Here is a 26,351-nt window from a genome sequence, read left to right on the forward strand (position 1 = left end):
CGGTCCGTCGCCGTCCGCGGCTCGTGCGGAGCCGGACGGAACGGACCGCGCGCCGGGCCGCTGAGGGCCGAGCACAGAGCCGGGGCCGCCCGGCCGGGGCCCTGGGCGGTCGACGGCAGGCGCGGCGGCTCCGGTCGCCGCGCCGATCCCGGGGCCCGTATCCCAGCGGTGAGGGCTCCAGCTGTCCGCTGCCCCCACCGCCCTCGTCCCGCACAGCCGCCGACAGGCTCCGTCGGCGCCTACGCTCGCCGTATGGCGTTCTCCCTCACCGTCCTCGGCACCGCCTCCCCGCACCCGGCCCCCGGGCGGCCCTGCTCCGGGTATCTGCTGCGTGGGGACGGGGCCGAGGTGTGGGTGGACGCCGGGGCCGGGACGTTCGCGGAGTTGCAGCGGCACACTGATCCGGCGCGGCTGAGCGCGATCTGGATCTCCCACCTCCACGCGGACCACACCGCCGACCTGCTGTCCGCGCTGTACGCCTTCGCCTACGGGGGGATGGCCCCGCCCGCGCCCGTCCCCGTGTACGCCCCGCAGGGCTGCGCCGAGCGCCTGGCCGGGTTTTTCGGGCGCCCGGACACCACGTTCCTCGACGCGTTCCTCGACTTCAGGCCGCTGCACGACGGCCACACCGCCCGCCACGGCGGCCTGCGCCTCACCGCCCGCGCCGTCCGGCACGACGTCGAGGCGTACGGACTGCGGGCCGAGTGCGCCGGCCGGGTCCTCGCCTACTCGGGGGACACCCGGCCGTGTGCCGCGCTCACCGGACTCGCCCGCGACGCCGACCTCTTGCTGTGCGAGGCGGACATCGACGTGCATCGCGAAGGCGAACAGGTGCATCTGACGCCCGAGGACGCGGGCGACACCGCCCGCGAGGCCGGCGCCCGGCGCCTGCTCGTCACGCACGTCGGGCCCACGCTCACCCCCGAGGCGGCGACCGCACGGGCCGCCGCGGCGTTCGGCGGACGGACCGCCACCGCGCGCGAGGGCCACAGCACCGTCGTCTGAGCGCGTCCGAACTTTCTTTGTCAGAAGCATTGACGCGGCACTGCGCCCCTCCTACCTTCAACGCGTCGTACTCCGTACGTCATATATGAGACGCGATATGTGAGATCCGAGAGGCGCGCATGACCTCTGTGCCCACGCCGATCCCCTCCCGCACGCAGTACGTGCTGGAGGAGATCAAACGCCGCATCCTCACCGGACGCCTGACGCCCGGTCAGGCCCTGGTCGAGACCGACCTCGCCGCACAGTTCGGGGTGTCCAAGACACCGGTGCGCGAGGCGCTCAAGACCCTGGCCGGCACCGGACTGGTCGTGATGAGCCAGTACAAGGGCGTCACCGTGCGCATGGTGGACGCGGACATGGCGCGCGAGGTCTACGACGTGCGGCTGCTCCTGGAGCCGGAGGCACTCAAGCGCGCGGTCCGCCGCGGCGCCTCCCTGGACGCCGCCCGCGACGCGCTGTCCCGGGCCGACCAGGCCACGGACACGGCCGAACGGTCGCTCGCCAACCGCGAGTTCCACCGCGCCCTGTACGTACCGTGCGGCAACCCGCTGCTCGGCCGGATGCTCGACGAGGTGCGCGACCAGGCGGCCCTCGTCTCGGCCGTCGCCTGGGCCGCCGACCCCTCCTGGGAACGGGAGGCCGGTGAGCACCAGGAGATCCTGCGCCTCGCTCTCGCGGGCGACGCGGACGGCGCGGCGAGCGCCCTCCACGCCCATATCGCGTCGTTCGTCGAGCGGGCCTTCCCGCACGCGGGAACCGAGGCCCAGGAAGAGGTCGGTCAGGCATGACAACGACGTTCGAGACCCAGCGGACGGCCCTGGCCGACGTGGTGGCGATCCCGGTGACCCCGTTCGCCGAGGACGGCTCCGTCGACCCGGCCGGCTACCGGGCCCTGCTGCGTCGTCTCCTCGACGCCGGCATCACGACCCTCACCCCCAACGGCAACACCGGCGAGTTCTACGCCCTCTCCCCGGCCGAGCGCCGCCTGGTCACCGAACTGACGGTCGAGGAGGCCGGCGACCGGGCGGCCATCCTGGTCGGCGTGGGCCACGACGTGCCGACCGCGGTGGCCTCCGCGCAGCACGCCCGCGACCTGGGCGCCCAGATGGTGATGGTCCACCAGCCCGTCCACCCCTACGTCTCCCAGGGCGGCTGGGTCGACTACCACCGCGCGATCGCCGAGGCCGTGCCCGAACTGGGCGTCGTGCCCTACCTGCGCAACCCCCAGCTCCCCGGGGCCCGCCTCGCCGAACTCGCCGACCACTGCCCCAACGTCCTCGGCGTGAAGTACGCCGTCCCGGACGCGGCCCGGTTCGCCGCCTTCGCCCGCGACGCCGGCCTCGAACGCTTCGTGTGGGTGGCGGGGCTCGCCGAGCCGTACGCGCCCTCCTACTTCTCCGCGGGCGCCACCGGCTTCACCTCGGGCCTGGTGAACGTCGCCCCGGCCGTCTCGCTGAACATGATCGAAGCGCTTCGATCCGGTGACTATCCGGCCGCCATGAAGGTCTGGGAGCAGATCCGCCGCTTCGAGGAACTGCGCGCCGCCAACGGCTCCGCGAACAACGTCACCGTCGTCAAGGAGGCCCTCGCCTCCCTCGGGCTGTGCCGCCGCGAGGTCCGCCCGCCCAGCAAGCCGCTGCCCGACAGCGAGCGCGCCGAGGTCGCCGCGATCGCCGCGGGGTGGGCGATATGACGGCCGGGAAGTCCCCCGAAGAGTTCCGCAGCCACCAGTGGTACGGCACCGACGGCCTGCGCTCGTTCAGTCACCGAGCCCGCACCCGCCAGCTCGGCTACCTGCCCGAGGAGCACCTCGGCAAGCCGGTCATCGCGATCCTCAACACCTGGTCCGACATCAACCCCTGCCACGTCCACCTCCGCGACCGCGCCCAGGCCGTGAAGCGCGGCGTGTGGCAGGCGGGCGGCTTCCCGCTGGAGTTCCCGGTCTCCACGCTCAGCGAGACCTTCCAGAAGCCGACCCCGATGCTCTACCGCAACCTGCTCGCGATGGAGACCGAGGAGCTGCTGCGCTCCTACCCGGTCGACGGCGCCGTGCTGATGGGCGGCTGCGACAAGTCCACGCCCGCCCTGCTCATGGGCGCCGCCAGCGCCGACCTGCCGGCGGTGTTCGTGCCCGCCGGACCCATGCTCCCCGGGCACTGGCGCGGCGAGACCCTCGGTTCCGGCACCGACATGTGGAAGTACTGGGACGACAAGCGGGCCGGCCTCATCGGTGACTGCGAGATGCAGGAGCTGGAGAGCGGACTGGCCCGCTCGCCCGGCCACTGCATGACGATGGGCACCGCCTCCACGCTGACCGCCGCCGCCGAGGCCCTCGGCGTCACGGTCCCGGGCGCCTCCAGCATCCCGGCCGTCGACTCCGGGCACGACCGGATGGCCGCCGCGGCCGGGCTGCGCATCGTCGAGCTGGTCCGCAAGGACCGCAGGCTGAGCGACATCCTCACCGCCGACGCCTTCGAGGACGCCGTCACCACCGTGCTCGGCCTCGGCGGCTCCACCAACGCCGTGATCCACCTGATCGCCATGGCGGGCCGCGCGGGTGTCACCCTCACCCTCGACGACTTCGACCGCATCGCCCGTACCGTCCCGGTGCTGGCCAACGTCCGTCCCGGCGGACAGACGTACCTGATGGAGGACTTCCACTTCGCCGGGGGCCTGCCCGGCTTCCTCTCCCGCATCCCCGACCTGCTCCACCTCGACCGTCCCACCGTCTCGTACGACACGATGCGCGAGCAGCTGGACGGTGCCCTCGTCCACGACGACGACGTCATCCGGCCCCGGCACAACCCGGTCGCGGCCGAGGGCGGGGTCGCCGTCCTGCGCGGCAACCTCTGCCCGGACGGCGCCGTCATCAAGCACATCGCCGCCGAACCGCACCTGCTCAAGCACACCGGTCCCGCCGTGGTCTTCGACGACTACAGGACCATGCAGCGCACCATCAACGACCCGGAACTGAACATCACCGCCGACAGCGTGCTGGTGCTCCGAAACGCCGGCCCCAAGGGCGGCCCGGGCATGCCCGAGTACGGCATGCTGCCCATCCCCGACCACCTGCTCAAGCAGGGCGTGCGGGACATGGTGCGGATCTCCGACGCCCGGATGAGCGGCACGAGCTACGGCGCGTGCGTGCTGCACGTGGCACCCGAGTCGTACGTCGGCGGACCGCTCGCGCTGGTGCGCACCGGCGACTCGATCACCCTCGACGTCGAGGCGCGCTCCCTCCAGCTCCATGTGGACGACGAGGAACTGGAGCGCCGCAGGGCCGCGTGGACACCGCCGCCCGCCCGCTACGAACGCGGCTACGGCGCGCTCTACAACGAACAGATCACCCAGGCCGACACCGGCTGCGACTTCGCGTTCCTGGCCCGCCCGGGCACGGTGCAGGACCCGTACGCCGGCTGACCCCGCGGCAGCGGGACACCGCACACCCACGCACCCGGAGAAAGCGCTTCCCGCGCCGCCCCGGCGCCGCAGGCGCACCGCACGCGCACCACCCACGCACGACGTACCAGAACGGAGAACTGTCATGGCCCAAGCCGCAGCCGTGGCGAAACCGCCCGCGCCACCCCGGCGGCGCCGCCGTGCCTCCGCCACGCCGCGCAGGCTCCCGTACCTGCTGATCGGTCCGGCCGCCCTGCTGATGCTGGGCTTCATCGCCTACCCGGTCATCAGCGTCTTCTACTACAGCCTGCAGGACTACAACCCCACCAAGCCGTGGCGCAACGGCTTCGCGGGCCTCGACAACTTCGTCAAGATCTTCACCGACGACCCGCAGTTCTGGGACACCCTCGTCTTCAGCGCCAAGTGGGTCTTCGTCGAGGTCGGCCTCCAGCTGCTGTTCGGCCTGGCGCTGGCGCTCATCGTCAACCAGACCTTCGTGGGCCGGGGGATCGGACGCGCCCTGGTCTTCTCCCCGTGGGCCGTCTCCGGCGTGCTGACCTCCGCGATCTGGGTGCTGCTCTACAACTCCCAGACCGGCATCACCCGTTACCTCGCCGACATGGGCATCGGCTCGTACGGCACCAGCTGGCTGTCGGACACCTCGACCGTGTTCTCCGCGGCGGTGGTCGCCGACCTGTGGCGCGGTGTGCCCTTCTTCGCGATCCTCATCCTCGCCGACCTCCAGTCCGTCTCGAAGGACCTGTACGAGGCCGCCGAGGTGGACGGGGCCAGCCGGATCAAGCAGTTCTGGCACATCACGCTGCCCCACCTGAAGGACGCCATCATCCTGTCCACCCTGCTGCGCGCGGTGTGGGAGTTCAACAACGTGGACCTGCTCTACACCCTGACCGGCGGCGGACCCGCGGGCGAGACCACGACCCTGCCCCTCTACATCGCCAACACCAGTGTCGACGCGCACAACTTCGGCTACGCGTCGGCCCTCACCACGGTCGCGTTCGCGATCCTGCTCTTCTGCTCGATCGTCTACCTGCGGCTGAGCAAGTTCGGAGGCGAGAACAAGTGATCATCAAGGAGGCCCCCGCGCCCACCCCCGCGCCCGTGCGGGCCGGCCAGGAACCGCCGCGCCCCACGAAGAAGCGCCCCGCCTGGGACGAGGTCCCCCGCTGGCAGGTCTACCTGCCGCTCGGCATCTACCTGGTCTTCACCCTGATCCCGTTCTACTGGATCCTGCTCTTCGCGGTGCGCCCGGCCGGCTCGACCTCGCTCGTGCCCTGGCCCCTCACCTTCGAGCACTTCGAGAAGGTGTGGACCGACCGCGCCTTCGGCACCTTCTTCCAGAACAGCGTGCTGGTCGGCCTCGCCACCCTGGTCATGACGACGCTCGTCGCCCTGGCCGGCGGCTACGCCCTCGCCCGGTTCGACTTCAAGGTCAAGCGGGGCTTCATGCTCGCCCTGCTCTGCTCCCAGTTCGTGCCCGGCGCGCTGCTGCTGGTCCCGCTGTTCGAGATCTTCGCCGAGCTGAAGATGATCAACTCGCTCGGCAGTGTCATCATCGCCGAGACCGTCTTCCAGCTGCCGCTGTCGATGATCCTGATCAGCAACTTCATCAAGAACGTGCCGTACTCCCTGGAGGAGGCCGCCTGGGTCGACGGCTGCGGACGGTTCCGGGCCTTCCGGATCGTCGTGCTGCCGCTGCTGCGCCCCGGCCTGATCGCCGTCGGCTCCTTCGCCTTCGTGCACTCCTGGAACCACTTCCTGTTCGCCCTGATGTTCCTCAACGACCAGGGCAAGCAGACCATCCCGGTCGGCCTCAACACCCTGATGAGCGCGGACAGCGTCGACCTCGGCGCGCTCGCCGCCGGCGGCATCATCGCCGCCGTGCCCGTCGTGCTCGTCTTCGCCTTCATCCAGAAGTGGCTGATCACCGGCTTCAGCGCGGGGGCGGTGAAGGGATGAGCCGGGTCCCCGTCGTCCTCGCCGGCGCCCGCGGCCATGGCCGCTGGCACGTCGCCAACATCCGCCGCCTGGAGCGGGCGGGCCTGGTCCGCCTGGCCGGCATCTGCGAGCTCACCCCGCTGACCGAGCAGGAGGCCGGCGGTGAACTCCCCGAGCAGTCCGCCGACTTCGGCGCCCTGCTCGACTCCACCGGCGCACGGATCGCCGTGATCTGCACGCCGATCCCCACGCACACCGACCTCGCGCTGACCGCCGCCCGCCGGGGCGTGCACCTGCTGCTGGAGAAGCCCCCGGCACCGTCGTACGCCGAGTTCCGGCGCATGGCCGACGGGGTCGCCGAGGCCGGCGTCGCCTGCCAGGTCGGATTCCAGTCGCTGGGCTCGCACGCCGTGCCCGCGATCCGCGCGCTGATCGCCGAGGGCGCGGTCGGCGAGGTGGTGGGCGTCGGCGGGGCCGGGGCCTGGGTGCGCGACGAGGCCTACTTCCGCCGGGCGCCCTGGGCGGGCCGGCGGCGGCTGGACGGCGCCGACGTGATCGACGGCGCGCTGACCAACCCCCTCGCGCACGCCGTCGCCACCGCCCTCGCGCTGGGTGGCACCACCCGCGCCGAGGACGTCGCCGGCATCGAGGCCGAGCTGAGCCACGCCAACGACATCGAGGCCGACGACACCTCCTGCGTGCGGATCACCACCGCGCGGGGCCACCGCGTCACCGTCGCCGCCACCCTGTGCGCGGAGCGGGCCGAGGAGCCGTACGTCCTGGTGCACGGCAGCCGCGGCCGGATCACCTTCTGGTACAAGCAGGACCGCGTCCTGCTCCAGCGTGCCGGCCACGGACCCGAGGAGTACGACCACGGTCGCACCGACCTGCTGGAGAACCTGGTCGACCACCTCACCACCGGCGCCGGCCTGCTGGTCCCGCCGGACGAGACCGGCGCGTTCATGAAGGTCGTGGAGGCCATCCGCCGGGCCCCCGACCCGGAGCCGCTGCCCGACGGCGCCTGGCACCGCGTCCCCGGCGAGAGCCGCCGCGTGGTCCCCGGCATCGACGGACTCGTGGCCGCCGCCGCCGACACCCTCTCCCTGTACTCCGAACTCGGTGCCCCGTGGGCGCCGCGCACGGAGCACCCGCTGAAAGAGGTGAGCACCCGATGACCGGCACCGACTCCCCGGTGCTGCGCGTGGCGGGCCGCCCCGTCGGCCGGTACGTCGTCCGGCCCGAGCTGCCCGTCCGGCTCTCCCCGCGCCCCTACCTGCACCCCGTCACCACCCTGGCCGGCACCGTCGTCACCGAGTTCAACCCCGCCGACCACCTCCATCACCTCGGCGTCGGTGTCGCCGTTCCCGACGTCGAGGGCCACAACTTCTGGGGCGGACGCACCTACGTCCGCGACCAGGGGCCGACCGAGCTCGCCAACCACGGCGCCCAGCGGCACGCCGCCTTCCAGCTCCGCGACCCCGACGGCTTCGTCGAGGAGCTGCGCTGGGTCGCCGCCGGCGCCGAGCTGCTGCGCGAGCGCCGCACCGTCGCGGCCACCGGACTCACGGACACCGCCTGGGCGCTGGACTTCACCTTCTCCCTCACCAACGTCACCCCGGACCCCCTCACCATCGGCAGCCCCGCCACCAACGGGCGCCCCGGCGCGGCCTACGGCGGCTTCTTCTGGCGGGCCCGCAAGGAGAGCGCGGCCCCGCACGTCTTCACCGCCGACCGCGAGGGCGAGCAGCAGGTCCACGGCAGCCCCGCCGACTGGCTCGCCCTCACCGGCGACACCTGGTCGCTGGTGTTCGCCGGGGCCACCGAACGGACCCGGCGCGACCCGTGGTTCGTGCGCACCGAGGAGTACCCGGGCGTCGGCTCCTCCCTGGCCCACGACGAGCGGCTCGCGCTCGCCCCCGGGGACACCCTCGTCCGCCGTGTCGTCACCGTCGTCGCCGACGGCCGCCTGGACGCCGACGGCGCCGCGACCCTCGTACGCAAGGCGGTGAGCCCGTGACCCCCGAGTCCGCGGACACCTACACCAACCCGGTGCTGAACGCCGACTGGTCCGACCCGGACGTCGTGCGCGTCGGCGACGACTTCTACCTGACCGCCTCCAGCTTCGGCCGCGCCCCCGGCCTGCCGCTGCTGCACTCCCGGGACCTGGTCAACTGGACCCTGGCCGGCCACGCGCTGGAGCGCCTGGAACCGGCGGACGCCTTCGCCGCGCCCCGGCACGACTGCGGCGTCTGGGCCCCGTCCCTGCGCCACCACGCCGACCGCTTCTGGATCTTCTGGGGCGATCCCGACCAGGGCATCTTCCAGGTCAACGCCCCCGGGATCCGGGGCCCGTGGACCGAGCCGCACCTGGTGAAACCCGGCAAGGGCCTGATCGACGCCTGCCCCCTGTGGGACGAGGAGACCGGCGACGCCTACCTCGTGCACGCCTGGGCCCGCTCCCGCTCCGGCATCAAGAACCGCCTCACGGGACACCGCATGCGCCCCGACGGCACCGGGCTCCTCGACGAGGGCAAGGTGATCGTCGACGCCGACCGCATCCCGGGCTGGTTCACCCTGGAGGGCCCCAAGCTCTACCGGCACGACGGCTGGTTCTGGATCCTGGCGCCCGCCGGGGGAGTGGAGACCGGCTGGCAGGGCGCCTTCCGCTCCCGTGACTTCTTCGGACCGTACGAGGAGAAGGTCGTCCTCGAACAGAAGGACACCGACGTCAACGGCCCCCATCAGGGCGGATGGGTGCGCACCGCGGCCGGCGAGGACTGGTTCCTGCACTTCCAGCAGCGCGGCGCGTACGGCAGGGTGGTCCACCTCCAGCCGATGACCTGGGGCACGGACGGCTGGCCGGTCCTCGGTGACGACGGCGCCCCGGTGACCGTCCACCGGCGTCCCGCACTGCCGCCGCAGCCGCCCGCGGCGCCCGCGACCGACGACGACTTCCCCGGCGGACGGTACGGACGCCAGTGGTCGTGGACGGCCAACCCCGGCGAGGGCTGGGCCACCCAGCACTCCGGGGACGGGCTCAGGCTCGCCTGCGTCCGCACGGCCGACGCGCACGACCTGCGCAAGCTGCCGAACGTCCTGACGCAGCGGCTGCCCGGCCTGCCGTCGGTCGTCGAGGTGGAGCTGCGCCTGGACGGCGCGGAGCCGGGCGCCCGGGCCGGACTGGCGGTGCTGGGCGACGCCTACCGCTGGATCGGGCTCCAGCGGGGCGCGGACGGGGCGGTGCACCTGGTGCACCGGTTCGCCGAGTCGGTGGCCGAGGCCGAACGCGACGCCGACCACCCCCGCGTCGCACCCGGGGGACGGGTACGGCTGCGGATCGAGACGGCGCCCGGGGCACGCTGCCGCTTCTCCTACGACCTCGGTGACGGCCACCGGCCCACCGGCCAGGTCTTCGCCGCCACCCCGTGGCGCTGGGTCGGCGCCCTGCTCGGCCTGTTCGCGCTCGCGCCCGCCGGCCGGGGACACGCCGGGGCCGCCGAGTTCACCCGGTTCCGGATCCGACCCCAGTAACCCACCCCACCCGTACGCCTGTTGGGAGCCGCAATGACGCACCTCCGTAGCAAGCGCTTGCCGGGCACCGGCAGAACCCTCGCCGCCGTCCTGGGCCTGGTCACCACCCTCGTCCTCGGGGCGGCCGGGGAAACGCACGCCGCCGCTCCGCCGGGAGAAGGGGCGGCGGGCGACCCCCGCCTGACCGACCGGCCCCACGGCTTCGCCTCCCTCGCCGGCGGCACCACCGGCGGCGCGGGCGGCCGGGTCGTCACCGTCACCGACCAGGCCGCGCTGGCGAAGTACGCGGCGGCGCAGGAGCCGTACGTCATCCGGGTGGCGGGCACGATCGCCGTCGAGCCCTTCGGCGCGGAGATCGCCGTCGGCTCGGACAAGACGATCATCGGCGTCGGCGACACCGGCGAGATCGTCCACGGCGAGCTGCACCTGAGCCCCGGCACGCACAACGTGATCATCCGCAATCTGACGATCCGCGACTCGGCGGTCGCCGGGAACTGGGACTGCAAGGACACCGACTTCGACGGCATCCAGATGGACACCGCCCACCACGTGTGGGTCGATCACAACCGCTTCTCGAACATCTGCGACGGGCAGCTCGACGTCCGCAAGGACAGCGAGTACGTGACCGTGTCGTACAACCGGTTCGAGGACAACAACAAGACGTTCGGGCTCGGCTGGACGACGAACGTCCGGACGCAGATCACCATCGACCACAACTGGTTCGCGAACACCAAGCAGCGCAACCCCTCGGTCGACAACGCCGCCTACGCCCACCTCTACAACAACTACCTGACGGCCCAGGCCGATCCGGGCGACCTCGTGTGGACGTACGGGAACTGGTCGCGCGGCGCCACCAAGATGGTCATCGAGAACAGCTACTACCAGGACGTCCAGCACCCCTACCAGGCCGACCCCACCGCCGAGCTGGTGCAGCGCGGATCGATCCTGCGCAACACGACGGGCCGCCACGACGAGTGGGGCGCCGCCTTCGACCCGCGTGACTTCTACGCCTACCGGCTCGACCCGGCGGCGGCCGTGCCCGCGCTGGTGAAGCGCTTCTCGGGACCGCAGAAGCAGCTCGGCACCCACTGAGCCACCCACAGCACCACCCACCCCCCCCACGTTGTTCAGCACCGCACTGTTGGATCCAGAAGAAGAGAGCCGACCAATGAAGATCAGCATGCGCAGCAGCAGAAGCACCGGCAGGCGCCGGACGTCCGCCGCCGTCGCCCTGGGGGCCGTGCTCGCGCTGACCGCCACCGCCTGCGGTGACGACGGCAGCGGGGCGGGCGGCGACCAGGGCGCCGAGGGCAGCGGCAAGGGGAAGATCGTCTTCTGGGACAACAACGGCGGCATCCGCACGGCCGTGTGGAAGGAGATCATCGCCGACTTCGAGAAGGCGAACCCGGACATCGACGTCGAGTACGTCGGCATCGCCGCCACCGAGTACCAGTCCAAGGTCGACACCGCCATCCAGGGCGGCGGCCTGCCCGACGTCGGCGGCGTCGGCGCGGCGATGCTCGCCGGGTTCTCCGCCCAGAACGCGCTGGAGCCGCTGGACAACCGGCTCACCGGCTCGTCCCTGAACGGCAGGGTCAACAAGGACATGATCGAGTCGCTGCGGGCCGCCGGCGGCGGCGACGGCCGGCTGTACTCCGTGCCGACCTCGGCCAACAACGGCGTCCTCTACTACCGCACCGACCTGTTCGACAAGGCGGGCCTGGAGGCGCCGACGACCTGGGACGCCTTCTATACGGCGGCCGAGAAGCTCACCGCCGCGGGCAAGAACGAGTTCGGCTACACCATCCGCGGCGGCTCCGGCTCCATCGCCCAGGCGCTCGACGCGATGTACGGGCAGTCCGGCATCACCTCGTTCTGGGACGCGGACAAGAAGAAGACCACCGTCAACGACCCGAAGAACGTCGAGGCGCTGGAGAAGTACGCGGCCCTCTACAAGAAGGTCACGCCGGCCGCCGACGTCAACAACGACTTCGCCAAGATGGTCGCGCAGTGGGACTCCGGCACGATCGGCATGCTCAACCACAACCTGGGCTCCTACCAGGACCACGTGAAGGCGCTCGGTGTCGACAAGTTCCGCGGCATCCCGCAGCCGGTCGGCGCCTCCGGCAAGCGGGTCCAGGTGTCCAACCCGGTCGACGGGCTCGGGCTGTTCAAGAGCTCCAAGAACAAGGAGGCCGCCTGGAAGTTCATCGAGTTCGCCACCTCGAAGGAGCAGAACTCGAAGTTCAACGAGTCGGCCGGGCAGGTGCCGTCGAACACGGACGCCGCGAAGGACGCGTGGATCGCCAAGGCGGAGCCGACCAAGCTGGCGGCGGAGGCGCTGAACGACGGGTCCACGACCATCGTCCAGCTGCCGTACTACCTGCCGGACTGGAACACCATCTCCAAGGCGGACAACGAGCCGAACTTCCAGAAGGTGCTGCTCGGGAAGATGAGTGCGAAGTCGTTCCTCGACACGATGGCGGAGCAGCTGAACGAGGCGCAGGCCGAGTGGAACGAGCAGATGGGCTGACCGCCCGGGCTGGACGTCGCCGTGGGGCGGTCTGTGGTCGCAGGCTTGCGGGCCGTCCCTGGCTTGTCGCGCCCGCGCGGCGGAGCCGCATATCGATACAGCCCGGCGCCCCTGGGGCTGTCCAACCCCACTCATGAAAGGCACCCAGCGTGTCACTCAGCCGAAGGCACGTCACCGCGGCCGCCGTCGCCGCTGTTCCGCTGGCGTTCGCCGGTCTCGGTAGCGCGCAGGCCGGCGGGCGGCGGGCCCGCACGCTCTACGTCGCCGGCGACTCCACCGCCGCCCAGAAGTACGCCGACGCCGCGCCCGAGACCGGGTGGGGCATGGCGTTGCCGTTCTTCCTCCACAAGGAGCTTCCCGTCGCCAACCACGCCGTCAACGGGCGGAGTTCCAAGAGCTTCGTGGACGAGGGACGGCTGGACGCGATCCTCGGTGTGATCCGGCCCGGCGATCTGCTCCTCGTCCAGTTCGCGCACAACGACGAGAAGGACGAGGACCCCACCCGCTACACCGAGCCCTGGACCACCTACCAGGACCACCTGCGCCTGTACGTCGACGGCGCCCGGGCCCGCGGGGCGCGGCCCGTGCTGGCCACGCCCGTCGAGCGGCGCCGTTTCGACGCGGACGGCGACGCGGTGCCCAGCCACGGCGAGTATCCGGCGGCGATGCGGGCGCTGGCCGCCGAGGAGGGCGTGGCGCTGCTCGACGTGCAGGCGCTGTCCCTCGCGCTGTGGCAGCGGCTCGGCGTCGAGGAGACCAAGACCTACTTCAACTGGACCGCCACCGAGCAGGACAACACCCACTTCAACCCGCCGGGCGCGATCGAGGTGGCCCGGCTGGTCGCGCGGGAGCTGCTGCGCACGCGGGTGCTGGCGCACCGGGACGTGCGCCGGCTGGACGAGGACGTCCCCGCGTCCTGGATCACCTGGCCGGGGCCCGTCACCGCGTAACACCCCCCTGAACCGGAAACGGAGAACCGCACCATGAGCACACTAAGATGGCATGGGCATGCCACAGGAAGAGCGGCCGCGCTGGCCGGCTGCACCGCTCTCGTGCTGAGCCTGACCGCCGCCACCGCCGAGGCCGGCCCCGGCCACCACCGCTCCCACGACGTCGCCCGGCAGACGCTGCCGGCGAAGGACGGCTGGGCCTCCCAGGGCACCGGCACCACCGGCGGCGCCGCCGCCGACGCCGCGCACGTGTACACGGTCACCACCTGGGCCGAGTTCAAGGCCGCCCTCGCCGCCGGAGGCGACGCGCCGAGGATCATCAAGGTGAAGGGCACCATCGACGCCGTCTCCGAGGGCTGCGACGCCTTCGCCGCCCCCGGCTACGACTTCGACGCCTATCTGGAGAAGTACGCGCCCGAGAAGTGGGGCCTGGACACCGACCTGAGCGACGAGCCCGACGACAGCCCCGAGGGCCTGCGCCGCGCCTCCGCCGCCCGGCAGGACCAGTCGATCAAGGCGAACGTCCCGGCCGACACCACCATCATCGGCGTCGGCAGGAACGCCGGACTCAAGGGCGCCAGCCTGCAGATCAAAGGCGTGGACAACGTCATCGTCCGCAACCTGACCTTCGAGAGCCCCGTGGACTGCTTCCCGCAGTGGGACCCCACGGACGGCGACAAGGGCAACTGGAACTCCGAGTACGACAGCGCCGTCGTCCACGGGGCCACCCACGTCTGGCTGGACCACAACACCTTCACCGACGGCGAGCACCCCGACAGCGCGGCCCCGACCTACTTCGGCATGCTCTACCAGCAGCACGACGGCCAGCTGGACGTCGTCAAGGGCGCCGACTACGTCACCGCCTCCTGGAACGTCTTCGCCGAGCACGACAAGACGATCCTGATCGGCAACAGCGACAGCGAGTCCACCGCCGTCGGCGACCGCGGCCACCTCAAGGTGACCTTCCACCACAACCTGTTCGAGAACCTCGTCGAGCGCGCGCCCCGCGTCCGCTTCGGCCAGGTCGACGTCTACAACAACCACTTCGTGGCCGGCGACGACTACGCCTACAGCTTCGGCGTCGGCAAGGAGTCCGCGCTCGTCGCCGAGCACAACGCCTTCACGCTCCCGGACGGGATCAGCGCCGCGAAGGTCCTGAAGAAGTGGAGCGAGGCGCCGGTCACCGCCGCGCACAACCGGGTCAACGGCCGCACGGTCGACCTGATCGCCGTGCACAACGCCGAGATCCCCGGCGAGACCCTCCGGCCGGGCGCGGGCTGGACGCCCACCCTGCGCACCCACATCCTCCCGGCGAAGGCCGTCCCCGCGGTCGTCGACCACGGCGCGGGCGCCGGCCGCCTGCGCTGACGCGCCCCCGAACCGGGCCGGGGCGCCCGCACCGCCCCGGCCCACCCCCGGCCCCGTCATCCCGAAGGAGCACGCGCATGCCCCGCCCCGCCCCGTCCCGCAGAGGCTTCCTGCTCGCGGCCGCCGGTGCCGCGGCCGCCGTCGGCCTCGCCGCCGGCCCGGCCCTCGCCGGCCACCGTTCCCGCCCGTTCGGCCGCCACGGCTCGCCGTCCGCCCGCCGCACCCCGAAGACCCTGTACGTCGACCCGCACGGCCGCGGCGACTTCACCTCCGTCCAGGCCGCCGTGACCGCCGCCACCGGCAGCGGCTGGACTCTCGTCCTCGCACCCGGCACCTACCGCGAGACCGTCACCGTCGACGCCACCCGCACCGATGCCACCTGGATCGGCGCCTGTGAGGACCCGCGCGCCACCGTCATCGTCTACGACAACGCCGCCGGCACCCCCCGGCCCGACGGCTCCGGCACCTACGGCACCAGCGGCTCGGCCACCGTCACCGTGCAGGCCGACGGCTTCACCGCCCGCCGGATCACCTTCGCCAACGACTGGCTGCGCGCCGACCACCCCGACTGGACCGGCACCCAGGCCGTCGCCCTCAAGGCCCAGGGCGACCGCACGGCGTTCCACCACTGCCGCTTCCTCGGCCACCAGGACACCCTCTACGCCGACACCCGCGCCCTCGACCACTTCGCCCGCCAGTACTACGCCCACTGCTACGTCGAGGGCGACGTCGACTTCGTCTTCGGCCGGGCGACCGCCGTGTACGAGAACTGCCGTTTCCGCACCCTGGTCCGCACCGACCTCGCCGCCGCCCCCCACGGCTTCGTGTTCGCGCCGTCCACGGCGGGTGCCAACCCGCGCGGCTACCTCGTGACCCGGGGGCACGTCACCAGCGAGGCACCCGACGGCTACTACAAGCTGGCCCGCCCCTGGGTGCCCAGCTCCGACACCACCGCCCGCCCGATGCTCACCGTGCGCGAGACCCACCTCGGCGCGGGCATCGACGCCCTCGCGCCCTACGCCAACATGCGGGACACGTACCCGTGGCAGGAGCAGCGGTTCCGCGAGTACCGCAACACCGGCCCCGGCGCCGCGATCACCGTCCCGGCGAACCGGCCGCAGCTGACCCGCGCCGAGGCCGCGGCGCACACCAGGGAGGCGTACCTCGGCGACTGGCGTCCGTATGCCGGCCACCGGTGACCTGCCCGCTTTCCACCGGGCGCTCAGGGACGAGCTGACCTTCCCGCTCGCCTGGGGCACCTCGCCGGTCCGCGACTTCGCGCGGTGGCGGCGGACGGCCCGCGCCACGGTCGAGGCACACCTCCTCGTCGACCGGCAGGAGGGCACGCCGTACGCCGCCGAGTTCGCCGACCGCGACGACGGCGACGGATACACGCGCGAGACGGTCACCCTCTCCCTCACCCGCTACGCCCGGGTCCGCGGCGCCCTGCTCACCCCGCAGGGCGCCGGGCCGTTCCCGGCCGTCCTCCTCCTGCACGACCACGGCTCCCGCTTCGACATCGGCAAGGAGAAACTGGTCCGGCCCTGGTACGACGACACGCGCCTGGCCGCCGCGCGCGACTGGGCGGACCGCCACTTCGGCGGGCGGTTCCCCGGCGACGAACTGGCCCGGCGCGGCTACGTGGTGCTGTGCCTGGACGCCCTCGGCTGGGGCGACCGCGACCCGCTCGTCTATGAGCGCCAGCAGGCCCTCGCCGGCAACCTCCTCCACCTCGGCAGCTCCCTCGCCGGGCTGATGGCCCGTGAGGACGCCCGGGCCGCCGGCTTCCTGGCCGGCCTCGACCGGGTGGACGCCCGGCGGGTCGCGGCCCTCGGCTTCTCCCTGGGCGGCTACCGCGCCTGGCAGACGGCCGCGCTCAGCGACGACGTCGCCGCCGCCGTCAGCGTGTGCTGGATGACCGGCCTGAAGGAGTTGACGCTCCCCGGCAGCAACACCCTGCGCGGACAGTCGGCGTTCCACATGCTGCACCCCGGACTCGCCCGGCACCTCGACCTCCCCGACGTGGCGAGCCTCGCGGCGCCGAGGCCGATGCTGTTCCTGAGCGGCGCACACGATCCGCTGTTCACGCCCGAGGGCGTCCGGGCGGCCCACGCCCGACTCCGCGCGGTCTGGGAGTCCTTGGGCGCCGGCGACCGGCTGCGCACCGAAGTCGTGCCCGGCGTCGGACACGCCTTCACCCGCCCCATGCAGGACGACGCCCTCGGCTGGCTTGACGCGATCTTTGCCAGGTAAAGGGGTACCGATCCGGCCACACCCCTCGCGCACCCGGGGGTGACGCGCGTAGAAACGTGTCTCATGCATAAACCACTGCGCATCGCCGCCGTCACCGCCGCCTGCGCCGTCGCCGGTGCCGCCCTCTACGGCACGGGTGCGGCCACCGCCGGCCAGTCGACGGCCAACTCGACCCACGAGCCCTACAACATCGGGCAGCTGACCAAGGACATCGACACCTACTACGGCACCGCCCTCGACGACGACGGCGTCTACCGGGCCTCCGCCGACAGCCAGTACGCCAGGGACCTGGCGAGCATCGACGCCGCGGCGAGGAAGCAGATCGACAAGGCGGCCCGCGCGGCGGCGCACCACCGGGGCGACCGGCCGGCGGTCGTCTTCGACATCGACGACACGCTGCTGCTCAGCCTCGACTACGAGAAGAAGAACAACTACGGCTACGACAGCGCCACCTGGGCCGCCTACGTCAACAAGGCCGATCGCCCCGCCGTGTTCGGCAGCCCCGGACTCGTGCGCTACGCGCAGGAGAAGGGCGTCGAGGTCTTCTACAACTCCGGCCTGAGCGAGTCCCAGCGCACCGCCGCCGTCGAGAACCTGAAGAAGGTGGGCGCCGATGTGAACCTCGACGCCGGCCACATGTTCCTCAAGGACAAGGCGAACCCGCCGTCCTACCTGTCCCACTGCGCCACCCCGGGCGCCTGGACCTGCACCACCGTGCAGTTCAAGGCGGGCACCCGCCGCCACATCGAGCGGGACCTCGGGTACGACATCGTCGCCAACTTCGGCGACCAGTACTCCGACCTGCAGGGCGGCTACGCGGACCGGACCTACAAGCTGCCCAACCCGACGTACTTCGTCGAGTGACCTCCCGCGGCCTGGGGAACGCCCCCGCCGGTCGTCACCGGCGGGGGCGTTCGCTGTGCCGGCCGAGTGGGGGCTCGGACGGCGCGCGCCGGCCCGGGGGGCGGACCGGCGGACCGGGGGCCCGGACGGTCACTGGTACGTGATGTCCGAGGCGGTGAAGTCGCACGTCTTCCCGTAGGGACCGACCGGGGAGAGCGCCGTGGGCTCCTTGCCGGTGTCGTTCCCCTGGAAGCGGACACAGGTCTCGATCTTCTTCTTGCCGTCGCCGTGGATGCGGATGTTGCGCAGCGCCGCGGTGTCGCCGTAGTTCTGGTTGACGCCGACGATCGACTTGCCGGGCGCGGTGATGTCCACGTCGTTGATGATGATCGTGCGCTGGTACTGCTTCTTGCAGTTGCCGCAGGAGCGCACCAGCTTGCCGAAGTTCTCGACCTGGAACTTGGTGACGACGAGCTTGCCCGCGCCGTTGAACTGGAGCACCTTGTCGTCGGCGTTCTTCGCGCCGCCCCCGTACACGGTGTACACGGCCGACGGCGACGTGCCCTTGAAGCTGGCGGCGTCCTCGCCGACGTCCAGCCACCAGACGTTCTGCAGGGTGCAGGACCCCTTGCAGTGGACGCCGTCCGCGGCCGGGGTGCCGATGATCACGTTCTTGAGAACGGCGCCGTCCGCCAGCTCGAAGATCGGGCCCTGGTCCTCGTCCTGGCCGGAGGTGCCGAGGTCGCCGGTGCCGTAGAACTTCTTCATCTTGCCGTCGTAGGTGCCGGAGACCGGGATCGTCGACGAGACGGGCTTGCTGCCGGTGTCCGTGGGCCAGGACGACGCGGCGCCGGCGGTGGTCAGCATCGTCGTCGTGACGATCGCCGCACCCGTGAGGCCCAGGGCGGTGGCCGAGGCGATCACCGCCCGGCGCCTGCCGGGCCTGCGGCGGTGGCGGACGCGCTGTTCTGCTCGTGCAGTCATGCCCATGTCCTTGCGTGGGGAGGGGGAGCTTTCGCTCCCTGGTCGCCACGGACGGGGAAAGGGTTGCCGGGTCAGCGGAGTTTCCTCAGGAACCGCCGTCGTGCGGCGCGAAGCCGCCCTGCACCGACAGCTGTTCGCCTCCGGCCTCGGCCGTCGCGGAGTAGCGGTCGCCGTTCGCGTCCCGGCCGCCGCGCTCGTGGTTGTACTGGCCGGCGAACATCCACTCGCCCGCCGGGACCGTACGGCCCCGCTTGAGCGTCCACCGGTGGACGAGGAAGCCGTCCCGCTCCTCGACCGTGAACGTGAAGTCGTCCTCGGGCAGCGACCGCCACGCGCCGGTGGAGGCGACCCCGCCGGTCTGCGCCACCCTCAGCTCGACGGTGAGCGCGGTCAGCGGGCTGCTCGTCCGCAGGGTGATGTTGCTCTGCGCCCAGTAGTCGTTGCTGTGCGGGTCGACGGAGCCGTCCGACCACAACGGGCCGACCTCGGGCCCGGCGGCCGGCGGACGGGCGGTGGCGGTCGCGGTGCCGGCCGGTGTCCCGGAGGACGACGGCCGGTCCGGCTCCCGCGTCCCGGCCGAGGTGCTCGGTGCCGGCGCGACCGACGACGTCCGGGGCGCGGGGGCCGTCGGGCTCGTGGGGCCGGCCGCCGACGGAGAGGACGTCGGCGACGTGGCGACCGAGCGCTGCGGCGGAGCGTCGTCCTTCACCGCGGACGCGACACCGTACCCGCCGGCCGCGAGGACGCCCGCCACCGCGGCCGTCGCGCCGGCCACCCGGGCCCAGCCCAGCGCCGGCGGGCGGGCCGCCCGGAGCCCGGCGTGGCCCCGGCCCGCCATGCCCCGCTCGACCCGGGCCAGCATGCGCGCACGGTCGGGCTCGTGCGCCCCGGCCGCCTCGTGCAGCCGGGCGCGCAGCTCCTCGTCCACGTCCCGCCGCCCGGTCATCGCTTCCTTCCCGCGGCCTCACCGGTGCGTGCGATCGCCGCGTGCACCTGCTGCGGCGCTCCCCGCGTGCCGAGGACCCGCTGCAGTTCGGCCATTGCCTTCGACGTCTGGCTCTTCACCGTACCCACCGAGACGCCCAGGGCGAGCGCGGTGTCCTTCTCGGAGAGGTCGAACGCGTGCCGCAGCACCACGCACGCCCGCTTGCGGAACGGCAGGGCGCGCAGCGCCTCCTGCACGTCCACCACGCCCGCGACGTCCGGGTTCTCCGTCCTCTCCTCGCGCTGCGACCAGAACAGGGCGACGCGCCGGCGCTCGCGCACCGCGCTGCGGATCCGGCTGCGGGCCAGATTGGCGACGACCCCGCGCGCGTACGCCACCGGATGCTCCGCCGCGCGCACCCGGTCCCAGCGGTGCCACAGCGCGAGCAGGGCGTCCGCCGCCAGGTCGTCGGCTGCGTCCGGCTCGCCCGTCAGCAGATGGGCGAGCCGGGACAGTTCGGCGTAGTGGCGTTCGAAGAAGGCGTGGAACTCCACGGAGGCGGCGTCGTCGACGACTGTGCCCACGGGCGGACTCTCCTCGCAGCGGCTTCCCCGGCGTCGAACAACCGTGCGCCGGGCGGGGATCCGGAACTGTAGCAGCGTCGGCCGTGCCGACCGTACGGTGCGCCGAACACCGTATGGCAGCCCGAACCGGAGGGGGAGGTGAGTTCCGGCCCCTGCGTCGCAGCCCCCGCGTCCTAGTCCTTGAGCGCCGCCTTCATCATCGCCTTGGCCACCGGGGCCGCCAGCCCGTTGCCGCTGACCTCGGAGCGGGCCGCGTCGGACTGCTCGACGAGCACGGCCACGGCTACCTCCCCGTCCGACGAGCCGGACTTGGCGTAGGACGTGAACCAGGCGTACGGCGTCTTGCTGTTGTTCTCGCCGTGCTGGGCCGTGCCCGTCTTGCCGCCCACGGTCGCGCCGGAGATCTGTGCGTTCGACCCGGTGCCCTCGTCGACCACCGTCTGCATGGCCGACTGCAGCTGCTCGGCGGTGGAGGAGCTGACGATCTGCTTCGTCTCCGCCGAGTCGTCGTAGTCCTCCAGCACGTCGCCGTCACCGCCGGTGATCTGCGACACCATGTGCGGCGAGACCAGCTTGCCGCCGTTGGCGATGGCCGCGGACACCATGGCCATCTGGAGGGGGGTGGCCGTCACGTCGAACTGGCCGATACCCGTCAGGGCGGTCGACGGCCGGTTCATGTCCTTCGGGTACACGCTCGTGTAGGCCCGCACCGGCACGTCCTGCGTCTCGTCGTTGAAGCCGAACTTCTCGGCCGTCGCCCGGAGCTTGTCCTGGCCCAGGTCCACGGCCATCTTCGCGAAGACGTTGTTGCACGAGTACTGCAGTGCCGTGCGGATCGTGGCGTTCTCGCAGGGGGCGTTCGGGTTCTCGTTGGACAGGTCCGTCGTGGTGTCCGGCAGCGTGTACGGGTCCGGGCTGACGGTCCGCTCGTCCACCGAGCCGTACAGTCCGTCCTCCAGCGCGGCCGCCGCCACCACGAGCTTGAACGTCGAGCCCGGCGGCAGCGGCTGGCGCAGCGCGCGGTTGGTCAGCGGCTTGTCCGGGTCGCTGGTGAGCTTCTGCCACGCCTCACCGGCGGTGTTGGCGTCGGTCAGCGACGACGGGTCGTACGACGGGGTGGAGACGACCGCGAGGATCCTGCCCGTCTTCGGGTCGATCGCGACGGCGGCGCCCTTCTTGTCGCCCAGCGCCTCGAGCCCGGCCTTCTGCACGTCCGGATCGATCGTCGTGATCACGTTGCCCGGATCGGCCCGTCGGCCGGTGACCGTGTCCATGAGCGTCTTCAGCCGCGGGTCGGTGCCGTTGAGCAGGTCCTGGTAGATGCCCTCCAGCTGCGTCGGCGCGTACGCCTGCGAGGCGTAGCCCGTCACAGCCGCGTACAGCTCTCCGTCCGTGTACGCGCGTTTGTACGTGAGGTCGCCGCCCTTCGTCGGCGCCGATCCGGTGACCGAGCGTCCGGCCACGATGATGTTCCCGAGCGGCTCCGCGTACGTCTCGATCGCGTTGCGCCGGTTGTCCTTGTCGTCCGCGAGCGCCTGACCGTCGTAGAACTGCACCCAGGTCGCCCGCACCAGCAGAGCGAACACCAGGAGCAGCGTGAAGACCGATGCGCGCCTGATCGTCTTGTTCATCCCGCCCACAGGACGAACGAGCGGGAGCGGATCGTTCCCATGCGCCCCGTTTTCTCATCTTCCGTTCATGAAATCGGTTTCGCGAAGCCGGCCTCGTAGGCGTGCACCGACGCCACGTGCGTCATCACGGTGGCCGGCCCCACCCCCGGGCAGTCCTGCGCACCCGATCCGCGTCCGCCGCGCGGCGGGGCCCGTCAGTCCGCGAGGTGGAGGACGACCTCGTCGATCACCTCGCCCCGCGCCGGAGCGAAGCCCCGGGCCCGGGCGCTCGTCTCGAAGCCGCACTTCTCCAGCACGCGCCGTGACCCGGTGTTGTCCGCGGCCGCCCGCGCGTACAGCGGACGGTCCTCGACCTCGGCGAGCAGGGCCCGCAGGGCGGCGGTGGCCACGCCCCGGCCCCAGTACGCCCGGTCCACCCAGTACGTCACCTCGCGCTCGCCCGGATCCCCGTACACCGCGGCGCTGCCGATGACGTCACCGTCGCCCAGGATGGTCCGCACGACGTCGCGCGACGCCCGGATCGTGTTCCAGTGCGCCGTGAAGGCGTCCCAGTCGGCGGGATCCGGCGGGGTGAAGGCCGCCATGCGCAGGGCCTCCGGATCGTTCATCTGCCGGAAGAAGACGGGCAGATCGCTGTCGTGGACCTCGCGCAGTGCGATGTGCATGGATCAGAGCCTACGCGTCGCCAGGGCCAGCCGGTCCCGCGCGTCGAAGAGCGCGTCCTTCACCATCTGCTCGTGCGCCGGCGTCAGCCGTGCCACCGGCACCGAGCAGCTGATCGCGTCCCGCGCGGGGGTGCGGTAGGGGATCGCCACGCCGAAGCAGCGCAGCCCCAGGGTGTTCTCCTCGCGGTCCACCGCGAAGCCCTGCTCCCGCACCTGGTGCAGCTCCTCGACGAGCTTCTCCCGGTCGGTGATGGTGTGTTCGGTCAGCGCCGGCAGGGTCTCCGGCAGCATCTTGCGGACCTGCTCGTCGCTGTAGGTGCTCAGCAGCGCCTTGCCCAGCGACGTCGAGTGCGCGGGCAGCCGGCGGCCGACCCGGGTGAAGGGCCGCAGGTAGTGCTGGGACTGGCGGGTGGCCAGATAGACGACGTTGGTGCCGTCCAGCCGGGCGAGGTGGATGGTCTCCGTGGTGTCGTCGGAGAGCCGGTCCAGCGTCGGCCGGGCCGCCGCGACCACCTCGTCGCCGTCGATGTACGACGTGCCGACCAGCAGCGCCCGGACACCGATGCCGTACCGCGTGCCCGTCGCGTCCGTCTCCACCCAGCCCAGTTCGACCAGCGTGCGCAGCAGCATGTACAGGCTCGACTTGGGGTAGCCGACGGCCTCCTGGACCGACGCGAGGGAGTGCATGCCGGGGCGTCCGGCGAAGTACTCGAGCAGTTCAACCGTCCGCACGGCGGACTTGACCTGCGCTCCGCCCCCCGTCTCGCCAGCCGACATCGCCCTTGACCCCTTCGTTCGACGGGAAATAATGTCCACCGTATTCATCATCGGAGACAGCGTTCAGTATATCGAACGACCCCGATGCAGAGAACGCAGAGCACGTGGAGGGACCCGCGGTGGCAGCAGCACCAGTCTGGAGTGTCGACCCCCGTACCGGGAAGCAGCGTGAACAGGTCGCGGTGGAGGCCACGGCCCAGGAGGTGGACACCACCGTCCGTGCCGCCCACGCGGCGCGCGGGGCCCTCGCCGACCGCGCCGTCCGCGCGGCATTCCTGCGCACCGCCGCCGACGAGCTGAAGGCGGCCGAGAGCACCCTCGTGGAGGTGGCCGACGCCGAGACCGCGCTCGGCCCGGTCCGGCTCACCGGCGAACTCGCCCGCACCTGCTACCAGCTGCGGGCCTTCGCCGACATCGTCGACGAGGGCGAGTTCCTCGGCGTCGTCATCAACCACCCCGACGACACGGCCACCCCGCCGATCCCCGACCTGCGCCGCTACAAGGTGCCGCTCGGCGTCGTCGCCGTCTACTCGGCCTCCAACTTCCCCTTCGCCTTCTCCGTCCCCGGCGGCGACACCGCGAGCGCCCTCGCGGCCGGCTGCCCGGTCGTCGTCAAGTCGCACCCCGACCACCCGGCGCTGTCCGAGCTGGTCGCGAGCGTGCTGCGCCGGGCCGCCGCCCGGCACGGCATCCCCGAGGGCGTCCTCGGCCTGGTGCACGGCTTCGACGCCGGCATCGAGCTGATCAAGCACCCGCTGATCGCCGCGGCCGGCTTCACCGGTTCGGTACGCGGTGGCCGCGCCCTGTTCGACGCGGCGGCGGCCCGGCCCGTGCCGATCCCCTTCCACGGCGAACTGGGCTCCCTGAACCCGGTCGTCGTCACCGAGGCCGCGGCGGCCGAGCGGGCCGAGGCCATCGGCGCCGGGCTCGCCGGTTCGATGACCCTCGGCGTCGGCCAGTTCTGCGTGAAGCCGGGCCTGGTCCTGGTGCCGTCCGGTGCCGCCGGTGACGGCCTGGTCAAGACCCTCACGGACGCCGTCAGCGACACCGACGCCGGGGTGCTGCTCGACCACCGCATGCGGGACAACTTCGTCGCCGGGGTCGCCGAGCGCACGGCGCTGCCCGACGTGGAGTCCCCGGTGACGCCCGGCTCGGGCGGCGAGCACACCGTCAGCCCCGGCTTCCTGACCGTGCCGGCCGGACGGCTGACCGCCGAGGGCGAGCACGACCTGCTCCTGGAGGAGTGCTTCGGGCCGGTCACCGTGGTGGCCCGCTACGACGACGAGGCCGAGGTCCGGGGCGTGCTGTCGCGGCTGCCGGGAAACCTCACGGCGACCGTGCAGCTCTCCGCCGAGGAGGCGGCGGGCCAGGGCCGCGGCGCGGAGATCCTCGCGGAGCTGACGCCGCTCGCCGGGCGGGTGCTGGTCAACGGCTGGCCGACGGGGGTCGCGGTGGCGGCGGCTCAGCACCACGGGGGGCCGTACCCGGCGACGACGTCGACGTCCACGTCGGTGGGGGGTACGGCCATCGAGCGGTGGCTGCGGCCCGTTGCCTATCAGGGGGCGCCCGAGGCGCTGCTGCCGCCGGAACTGCGGGACGACAATCCGCTGGGGCTGCCTCGGCGGTTCAACGGAGTGCTTGAGCGGTAGCGCCGTGGGGGTGCGGCTCGTATGCGGGGTGCTGCGCCGTTGCAGCTGGTCGCGCCCACGCGGCGGAGCCGCATATCGATGCAGCCCCGCGCCCCTGGGGGCGTACACCGGGCCTGAGAGGATGACACAGTGGATCTCGAACTTCCCGAACTGCCCTTTCCGCTCCGCCCGTACGGCCCCGACGGCACCTGGTCGTATGAGGACGGTGTGCTCACCGGCGTGGCCGGGCCCCGGCAGGACCGGTTCGTGCCGCCGGGCGGGGAGGCGCTGGAGCCCGCCTCCGACGCGCCCCGGCTGCTGGGCGCTCCCGACGGGGACTTCCAGCTGATCGCCCGGGTCAGCGTCGGCTTCCGGGCCGCCTTCGACGCCGGAGTGCTGTACGTCCACGTCGGCGAGCGGGCCTGGGCCAAGCTGTGCCTGGAGTACTCCCCGGACGCGGCCACCGTCTGCACGGTGGTCACCCGGGGGCACTCCGACGACTGCAACTCCTTCACCGTGGAGGGGGACGCGGTGTGGCTGCGCGTCAGCCGCACCGGGCGGGCCTTCGCCTTCCACGCCTCCCGCGACGGTGAACGCTGGACCTTCGTCCGCGTGTTCACGCTCGGCGACGAGAAGGAGACGGGCGCGGCCCTGGCCGGCTTCATGGCCCAGTCGCCGACGGGCGAGGGCTGCGTGGTGAGGTACGACCACCTGGAGTTCCGGCCGAGCCCGCCGGCGGACCTGCGCGACGGCAGCTGACGCAACCGGAAGCCCGGCCCCCGCGTCCTGCACAGCGTGATCGACGCACGTGTGCCCGGAACCCGGGTGATCCGCACCGTCCTTCCCGCCGAGACGGAGACCGTGGCCGCCCTGCACGTCCGGGCCCGGGCGACGTACTACCCGGACGGGCTCCCCGACGACGGCTACGACTGGGCCGCCGCCTGGCGCACCGCCGTCGAGCGGACCGACGGACACGTGCTGTGCGCCGTGGAGCGGGGGAGCATCGTCGCCATCGCCTCGTTCCGCGTCCCGGAGGACGCCCCGGCCGGCACGGTCAAGCTGTACCAGTTCCATGTCGACCCCGACCACTGGCGCTCCGGCATCGGCACCGCCCTGCACGCGGCCTGCGTCGAGCAGTGGCAGGCCGACGGCAGGCGGACGGCCGTCCTCGACGTCCACGCCGGCAACCGGCGCGCCCAGGCCTTCTACGCCCGGCAGGGCTGGATCCCCGACCCGGACAACCCGCCCGCCGAGGGCGACCACCACCTGTACCTGCGCTTCGACGTGCCCGGGGAATGAGACGCGACGCTTGAACGTTC

24 protein-coding genes and 1 pseudogene are annotated in these 26,351 nt (G+C 72.3%); 19 read left to right on the top strand and 6 right to left on the bottom strand.

Annotated elements, in window-relative coordinates; all coding sequences use genetic code 11:
- The first annotated feature begins 252 nt into the window (after positions 1 to 252).
- From IEZ05_RS03360 to IEZ05_RS03435, 16 genes and pseudogenes are all read left to right on the top strand, one after another.
- On the top strand, positions 253 to 1,005 hold the full coding sequence (locus tag IEZ05_RS03360; RefSeq protein ID WP_189228434.1) for an MBL fold metallo-hydrolase: 753 nt from the start codon (positions 253 to 255) through the stop codon (positions 1,003 to 1,005).
- Positions 1,006 to 1,124: 119 nt separating this feature from the next.
- Entirely contained in the window at positions 1,125 to 1,793 is a 669-nt protein-coding gene (locus IEZ05_RS03365) for a GntR family transcriptional regulator (RefSeq protein WP_189228435.1), read from the top strand.
- Entirely contained in the window at positions 1,790 to 2,698 is a 909-nt protein-coding gene (locus tag IEZ05_RS03370) for a dihydrodipicolinate synthase family protein (protein ID WP_189228436.1), read from the top strand. Before IEZ05_RS03365 ends, IEZ05_RS03370 begins: the two co-directional genes overlap by 4 nt.
- Complete coding sequence (araD, locus tag IEZ05_RS03375) at positions 2,695 to 4,425, top strand: L-arabinonate dehydratase (protein ID WP_189228437.1); 1,731 nt, start codon at positions 2,695 to 2,697, stop codon at positions 4,423 to 4,425. The genes IEZ05_RS03370 and araD overlap by 4 nt, the downstream gene beginning before the upstream one ends.
- Before the next feature lie 124 nt (positions 4,426 to 4,549).
- Positions 4,550 to 5,488 (top strand): carbohydrate ABC transporter permease, encoded by a 939-nt coding sequence (locus tag IEZ05_RS03380; protein ID WP_189228438.1) that lies wholly within the window; start codon positions 4,550 to 4,552, stop codon positions 5,486 to 5,488.
- Positions 5,485 to 6,381 (top strand): carbohydrate ABC transporter permease, encoded by an 897-nt coding sequence (locus IEZ05_RS03385; RefSeq protein WP_189228439.1) that lies wholly within the window; start codon positions 5,485 to 5,487, stop codon positions 6,379 to 6,381. The genes IEZ05_RS03380 and IEZ05_RS03385 overlap by 4 nt, the downstream gene beginning before the upstream one ends.
- Positions 6,378 to 7,535 (top strand): Gfo/Idh/MocA family protein, encoded by a 1,158-nt coding sequence (locus IEZ05_RS03390; protein WP_189228440.1) that lies wholly within the window; start codon positions 6,378 to 6,380, stop codon positions 7,533 to 7,535. The genes IEZ05_RS03385 and IEZ05_RS03390 overlap by 4 nt, the downstream gene beginning before the upstream one ends.
- A complete protein-coding gene (locus IEZ05_RS03395) occupies positions 7,532 to 8,377 on the top strand; it encodes a DUF6807 domain-containing protein (protein ID WP_189228441.1) in 846 nt (281 codons plus the stop codon). The genes IEZ05_RS03390 and IEZ05_RS03395 overlap by 4 nt, the downstream gene beginning before the upstream one ends.
- Entirely contained in the window at positions 8,374 to 9,891 is a 1,518-nt protein-coding gene (locus IEZ05_RS03400; protein ID WP_189228442.1) for a glycoside hydrolase family 43 protein, read from the top strand. Before IEZ05_RS03395 ends, IEZ05_RS03400 begins: the two co-directional genes overlap by 4 nt.
- Positions 9,892 to 9,924: 33 nt before the next feature.
- Positions 9,925 to 10,977 (top strand): annotated as a pseudogene (locus IEZ05_RS03405) (pectate lyase family protein); the annotation flags it as partial.
- 82 nt (positions 10,978 to 11,059) lie between these two features.
- Entirely contained in the window at positions 11,060 to 12,424 is a 1,365-nt protein-coding gene (locus IEZ05_RS03410) for an ABC transporter substrate-binding protein (protein ID WP_189228444.1), read from the top strand.
- A gap of 149 nt (positions 12,425 to 12,573) precedes the next feature.
- Positions 12,574 to 13,374 (top strand): rhamnogalacturonan acetylesterase, encoded by an 801-nt coding sequence (locus IEZ05_RS03415; protein WP_189228445.1) that lies wholly within the window; start codon positions 12,574 to 12,576, stop codon positions 13,372 to 13,374.
- Positions 13,375 to 13,407: 33 nt separating this feature from the next.
- Positions 13,408 to 14,742: a pectate lyase family protein gene (locus tag IEZ05_RS03420; RefSeq protein WP_189228446.1), complete on the top strand. Its 1,335-nt coding sequence runs from the start codon at positions 13,408 to 13,410 to the stop codon at positions 14,740 to 14,742.
- A gap of 77 nt (positions 14,743 to 14,819) precedes the next feature.
- Positions 14,820 to 15,941, top strand: a complete 1,122-nt coding sequence (locus tag IEZ05_RS03425) for a pectinesterase family protein (protein WP_189228447.1) — start codon at positions 14,820 to 14,822, stop codon at positions 15,939 to 15,941.
- Complete coding sequence (locus IEZ05_RS03430) at positions 15,925 to 16,995, top strand: dienelactone hydrolase family protein (RefSeq protein ID WP_189228448.1); 1,071 nt, start codon at positions 15,925 to 15,927, stop codon at positions 16,993 to 16,995. Before IEZ05_RS03425 ends, IEZ05_RS03430 begins: the two co-directional genes overlap by 17 nt.
- Positions 16,996 to 17,058: 63 nt before the next feature.
- Positions 17,059 to 17,859 carry an HAD family acid phosphatase gene (locus tag IEZ05_RS03435; RefSeq protein ID WP_189228449.1) on the top strand — a complete coding sequence of 267 codons (801 nt, stop codon included), beginning with the start codon at positions 17,059 to 17,061 and terminating at the stop codon, positions 17,857 to 17,859.
- Between the two features lie 129 nt (positions 17,860 to 17,988).
- Here IEZ05_RS03435 and IEZ05_RS03440 read toward each other — a convergent pair whose 3' ends face one another.
- The 6 genes from IEZ05_RS03440 to IEZ05_RS03465 all read right to left on the bottom strand — a co-directional run bounded on the left by IEZ05_RS03440 (position 17,989) and on the right by IEZ05_RS03465 (position 23,404).
- Positions 17,989 to 18,822, bottom strand: coding sequence for a pectate lyase (locus IEZ05_RS03440; protein WP_189228450.1), 834 nt, complete (start codon positions 18,820 to 18,822; stop codon positions 17,989 to 17,991).
- Between the two features lie 85 nt (positions 18,823 to 18,907).
- The gene (locus IEZ05_RS03445; protein ID WP_189228451.1) at positions 18,908 to 19,768 is read right to left on the bottom strand and encodes a hypothetical protein; all 861 of its coding nucleotides are present in this window, start codon (positions 19,766 to 19,768) and stop codon (positions 18,908 to 18,910) included.
- Positions 19,765 to 20,331 (bottom strand): SigE family RNA polymerase sigma factor, encoded by a 567-nt coding sequence (locus IEZ05_RS03450; RefSeq protein ID WP_189228452.1) that lies wholly within the window; start codon positions 20,329 to 20,331, stop codon positions 19,765 to 19,767. Before IEZ05_RS03450 ends, IEZ05_RS03445 begins: the two co-directional genes overlap by 4 nt.
- A gap of 173 nt (positions 20,332 to 20,504) precedes the next feature.
- Complete coding sequence (locus IEZ05_RS03455) at positions 20,505 to 21,962, bottom strand: peptidoglycan D,D-transpeptidase FtsI family protein (protein ID WP_189228453.1); 1,458 nt, start codon at positions 21,960 to 21,962, stop codon at positions 20,505 to 20,507.
- Positions 21,963 to 22,156: 194 nt separating this feature from the next.
- Positions 22,157 to 22,627: a GNAT family N-acetyltransferase gene (locus IEZ05_RS03460; protein ID WP_189228454.1), complete on the bottom strand. Its 471-nt coding sequence runs from the start codon at positions 22,625 to 22,627 to the stop codon at positions 22,157 to 22,159.
- 3 nt (positions 22,628 to 22,630) lie between these two features.
- Positions 22,631 to 23,404 (bottom strand): IclR family transcriptional regulator, encoded by a 774-nt coding sequence (locus tag IEZ05_RS03465; protein WP_189228455.1) that lies wholly within the window; start codon positions 23,402 to 23,404, stop codon positions 22,631 to 22,633.
- Between the two features lie 119 nt (positions 23,405 to 23,523).
- Between IEZ05_RS03465 and IEZ05_RS03470 the strand changes: the two genes are divergently transcribed.
- The 3 genes from IEZ05_RS03470 to IEZ05_RS03480 all read left to right on the top strand — a co-directional run bounded on the left by IEZ05_RS03470 (position 23,524) and on the right by IEZ05_RS03480 (position 26,331).
- A complete protein-coding gene (locus IEZ05_RS03470; RefSeq protein WP_189228456.1) occupies positions 23,524 to 25,053 on the top strand; it encodes an aldehyde dehydrogenase (NADP(+)) in 1,530 nt (509 codons plus the stop codon).
- 129 nt (positions 25,054 to 25,182) lie between these two features.
- Entirely contained in the window at positions 25,183 to 25,791 is a 609-nt protein-coding gene (locus tag IEZ05_RS03475) for a DUF1349 domain-containing protein (RefSeq protein ID WP_189228457.1), read from the top strand.
- Between the two features lie 36 nt (positions 25,792 to 25,827).
- Positions 25,828 to 26,331 carry a GNAT family N-acetyltransferase gene (locus IEZ05_RS03480; protein ID WP_189228458.1) on the top strand — a complete coding sequence of 168 codons (504 nt, stop codon included), beginning with the start codon at positions 25,828 to 25,830 and terminating at the stop codon, positions 26,329 to 26,331.
- Positions 26,332 to 26,351: the final 20 nt, after the last annotated feature.

This window comes from Streptomyces flaveolus (assembly GCF_014648815.1).
Classification (GTDB): Bacteria; Actinomycetota; Actinomycetes; order Streptomycetales; family Streptomycetaceae; genus Streptomyces; species Streptomyces flaveolus.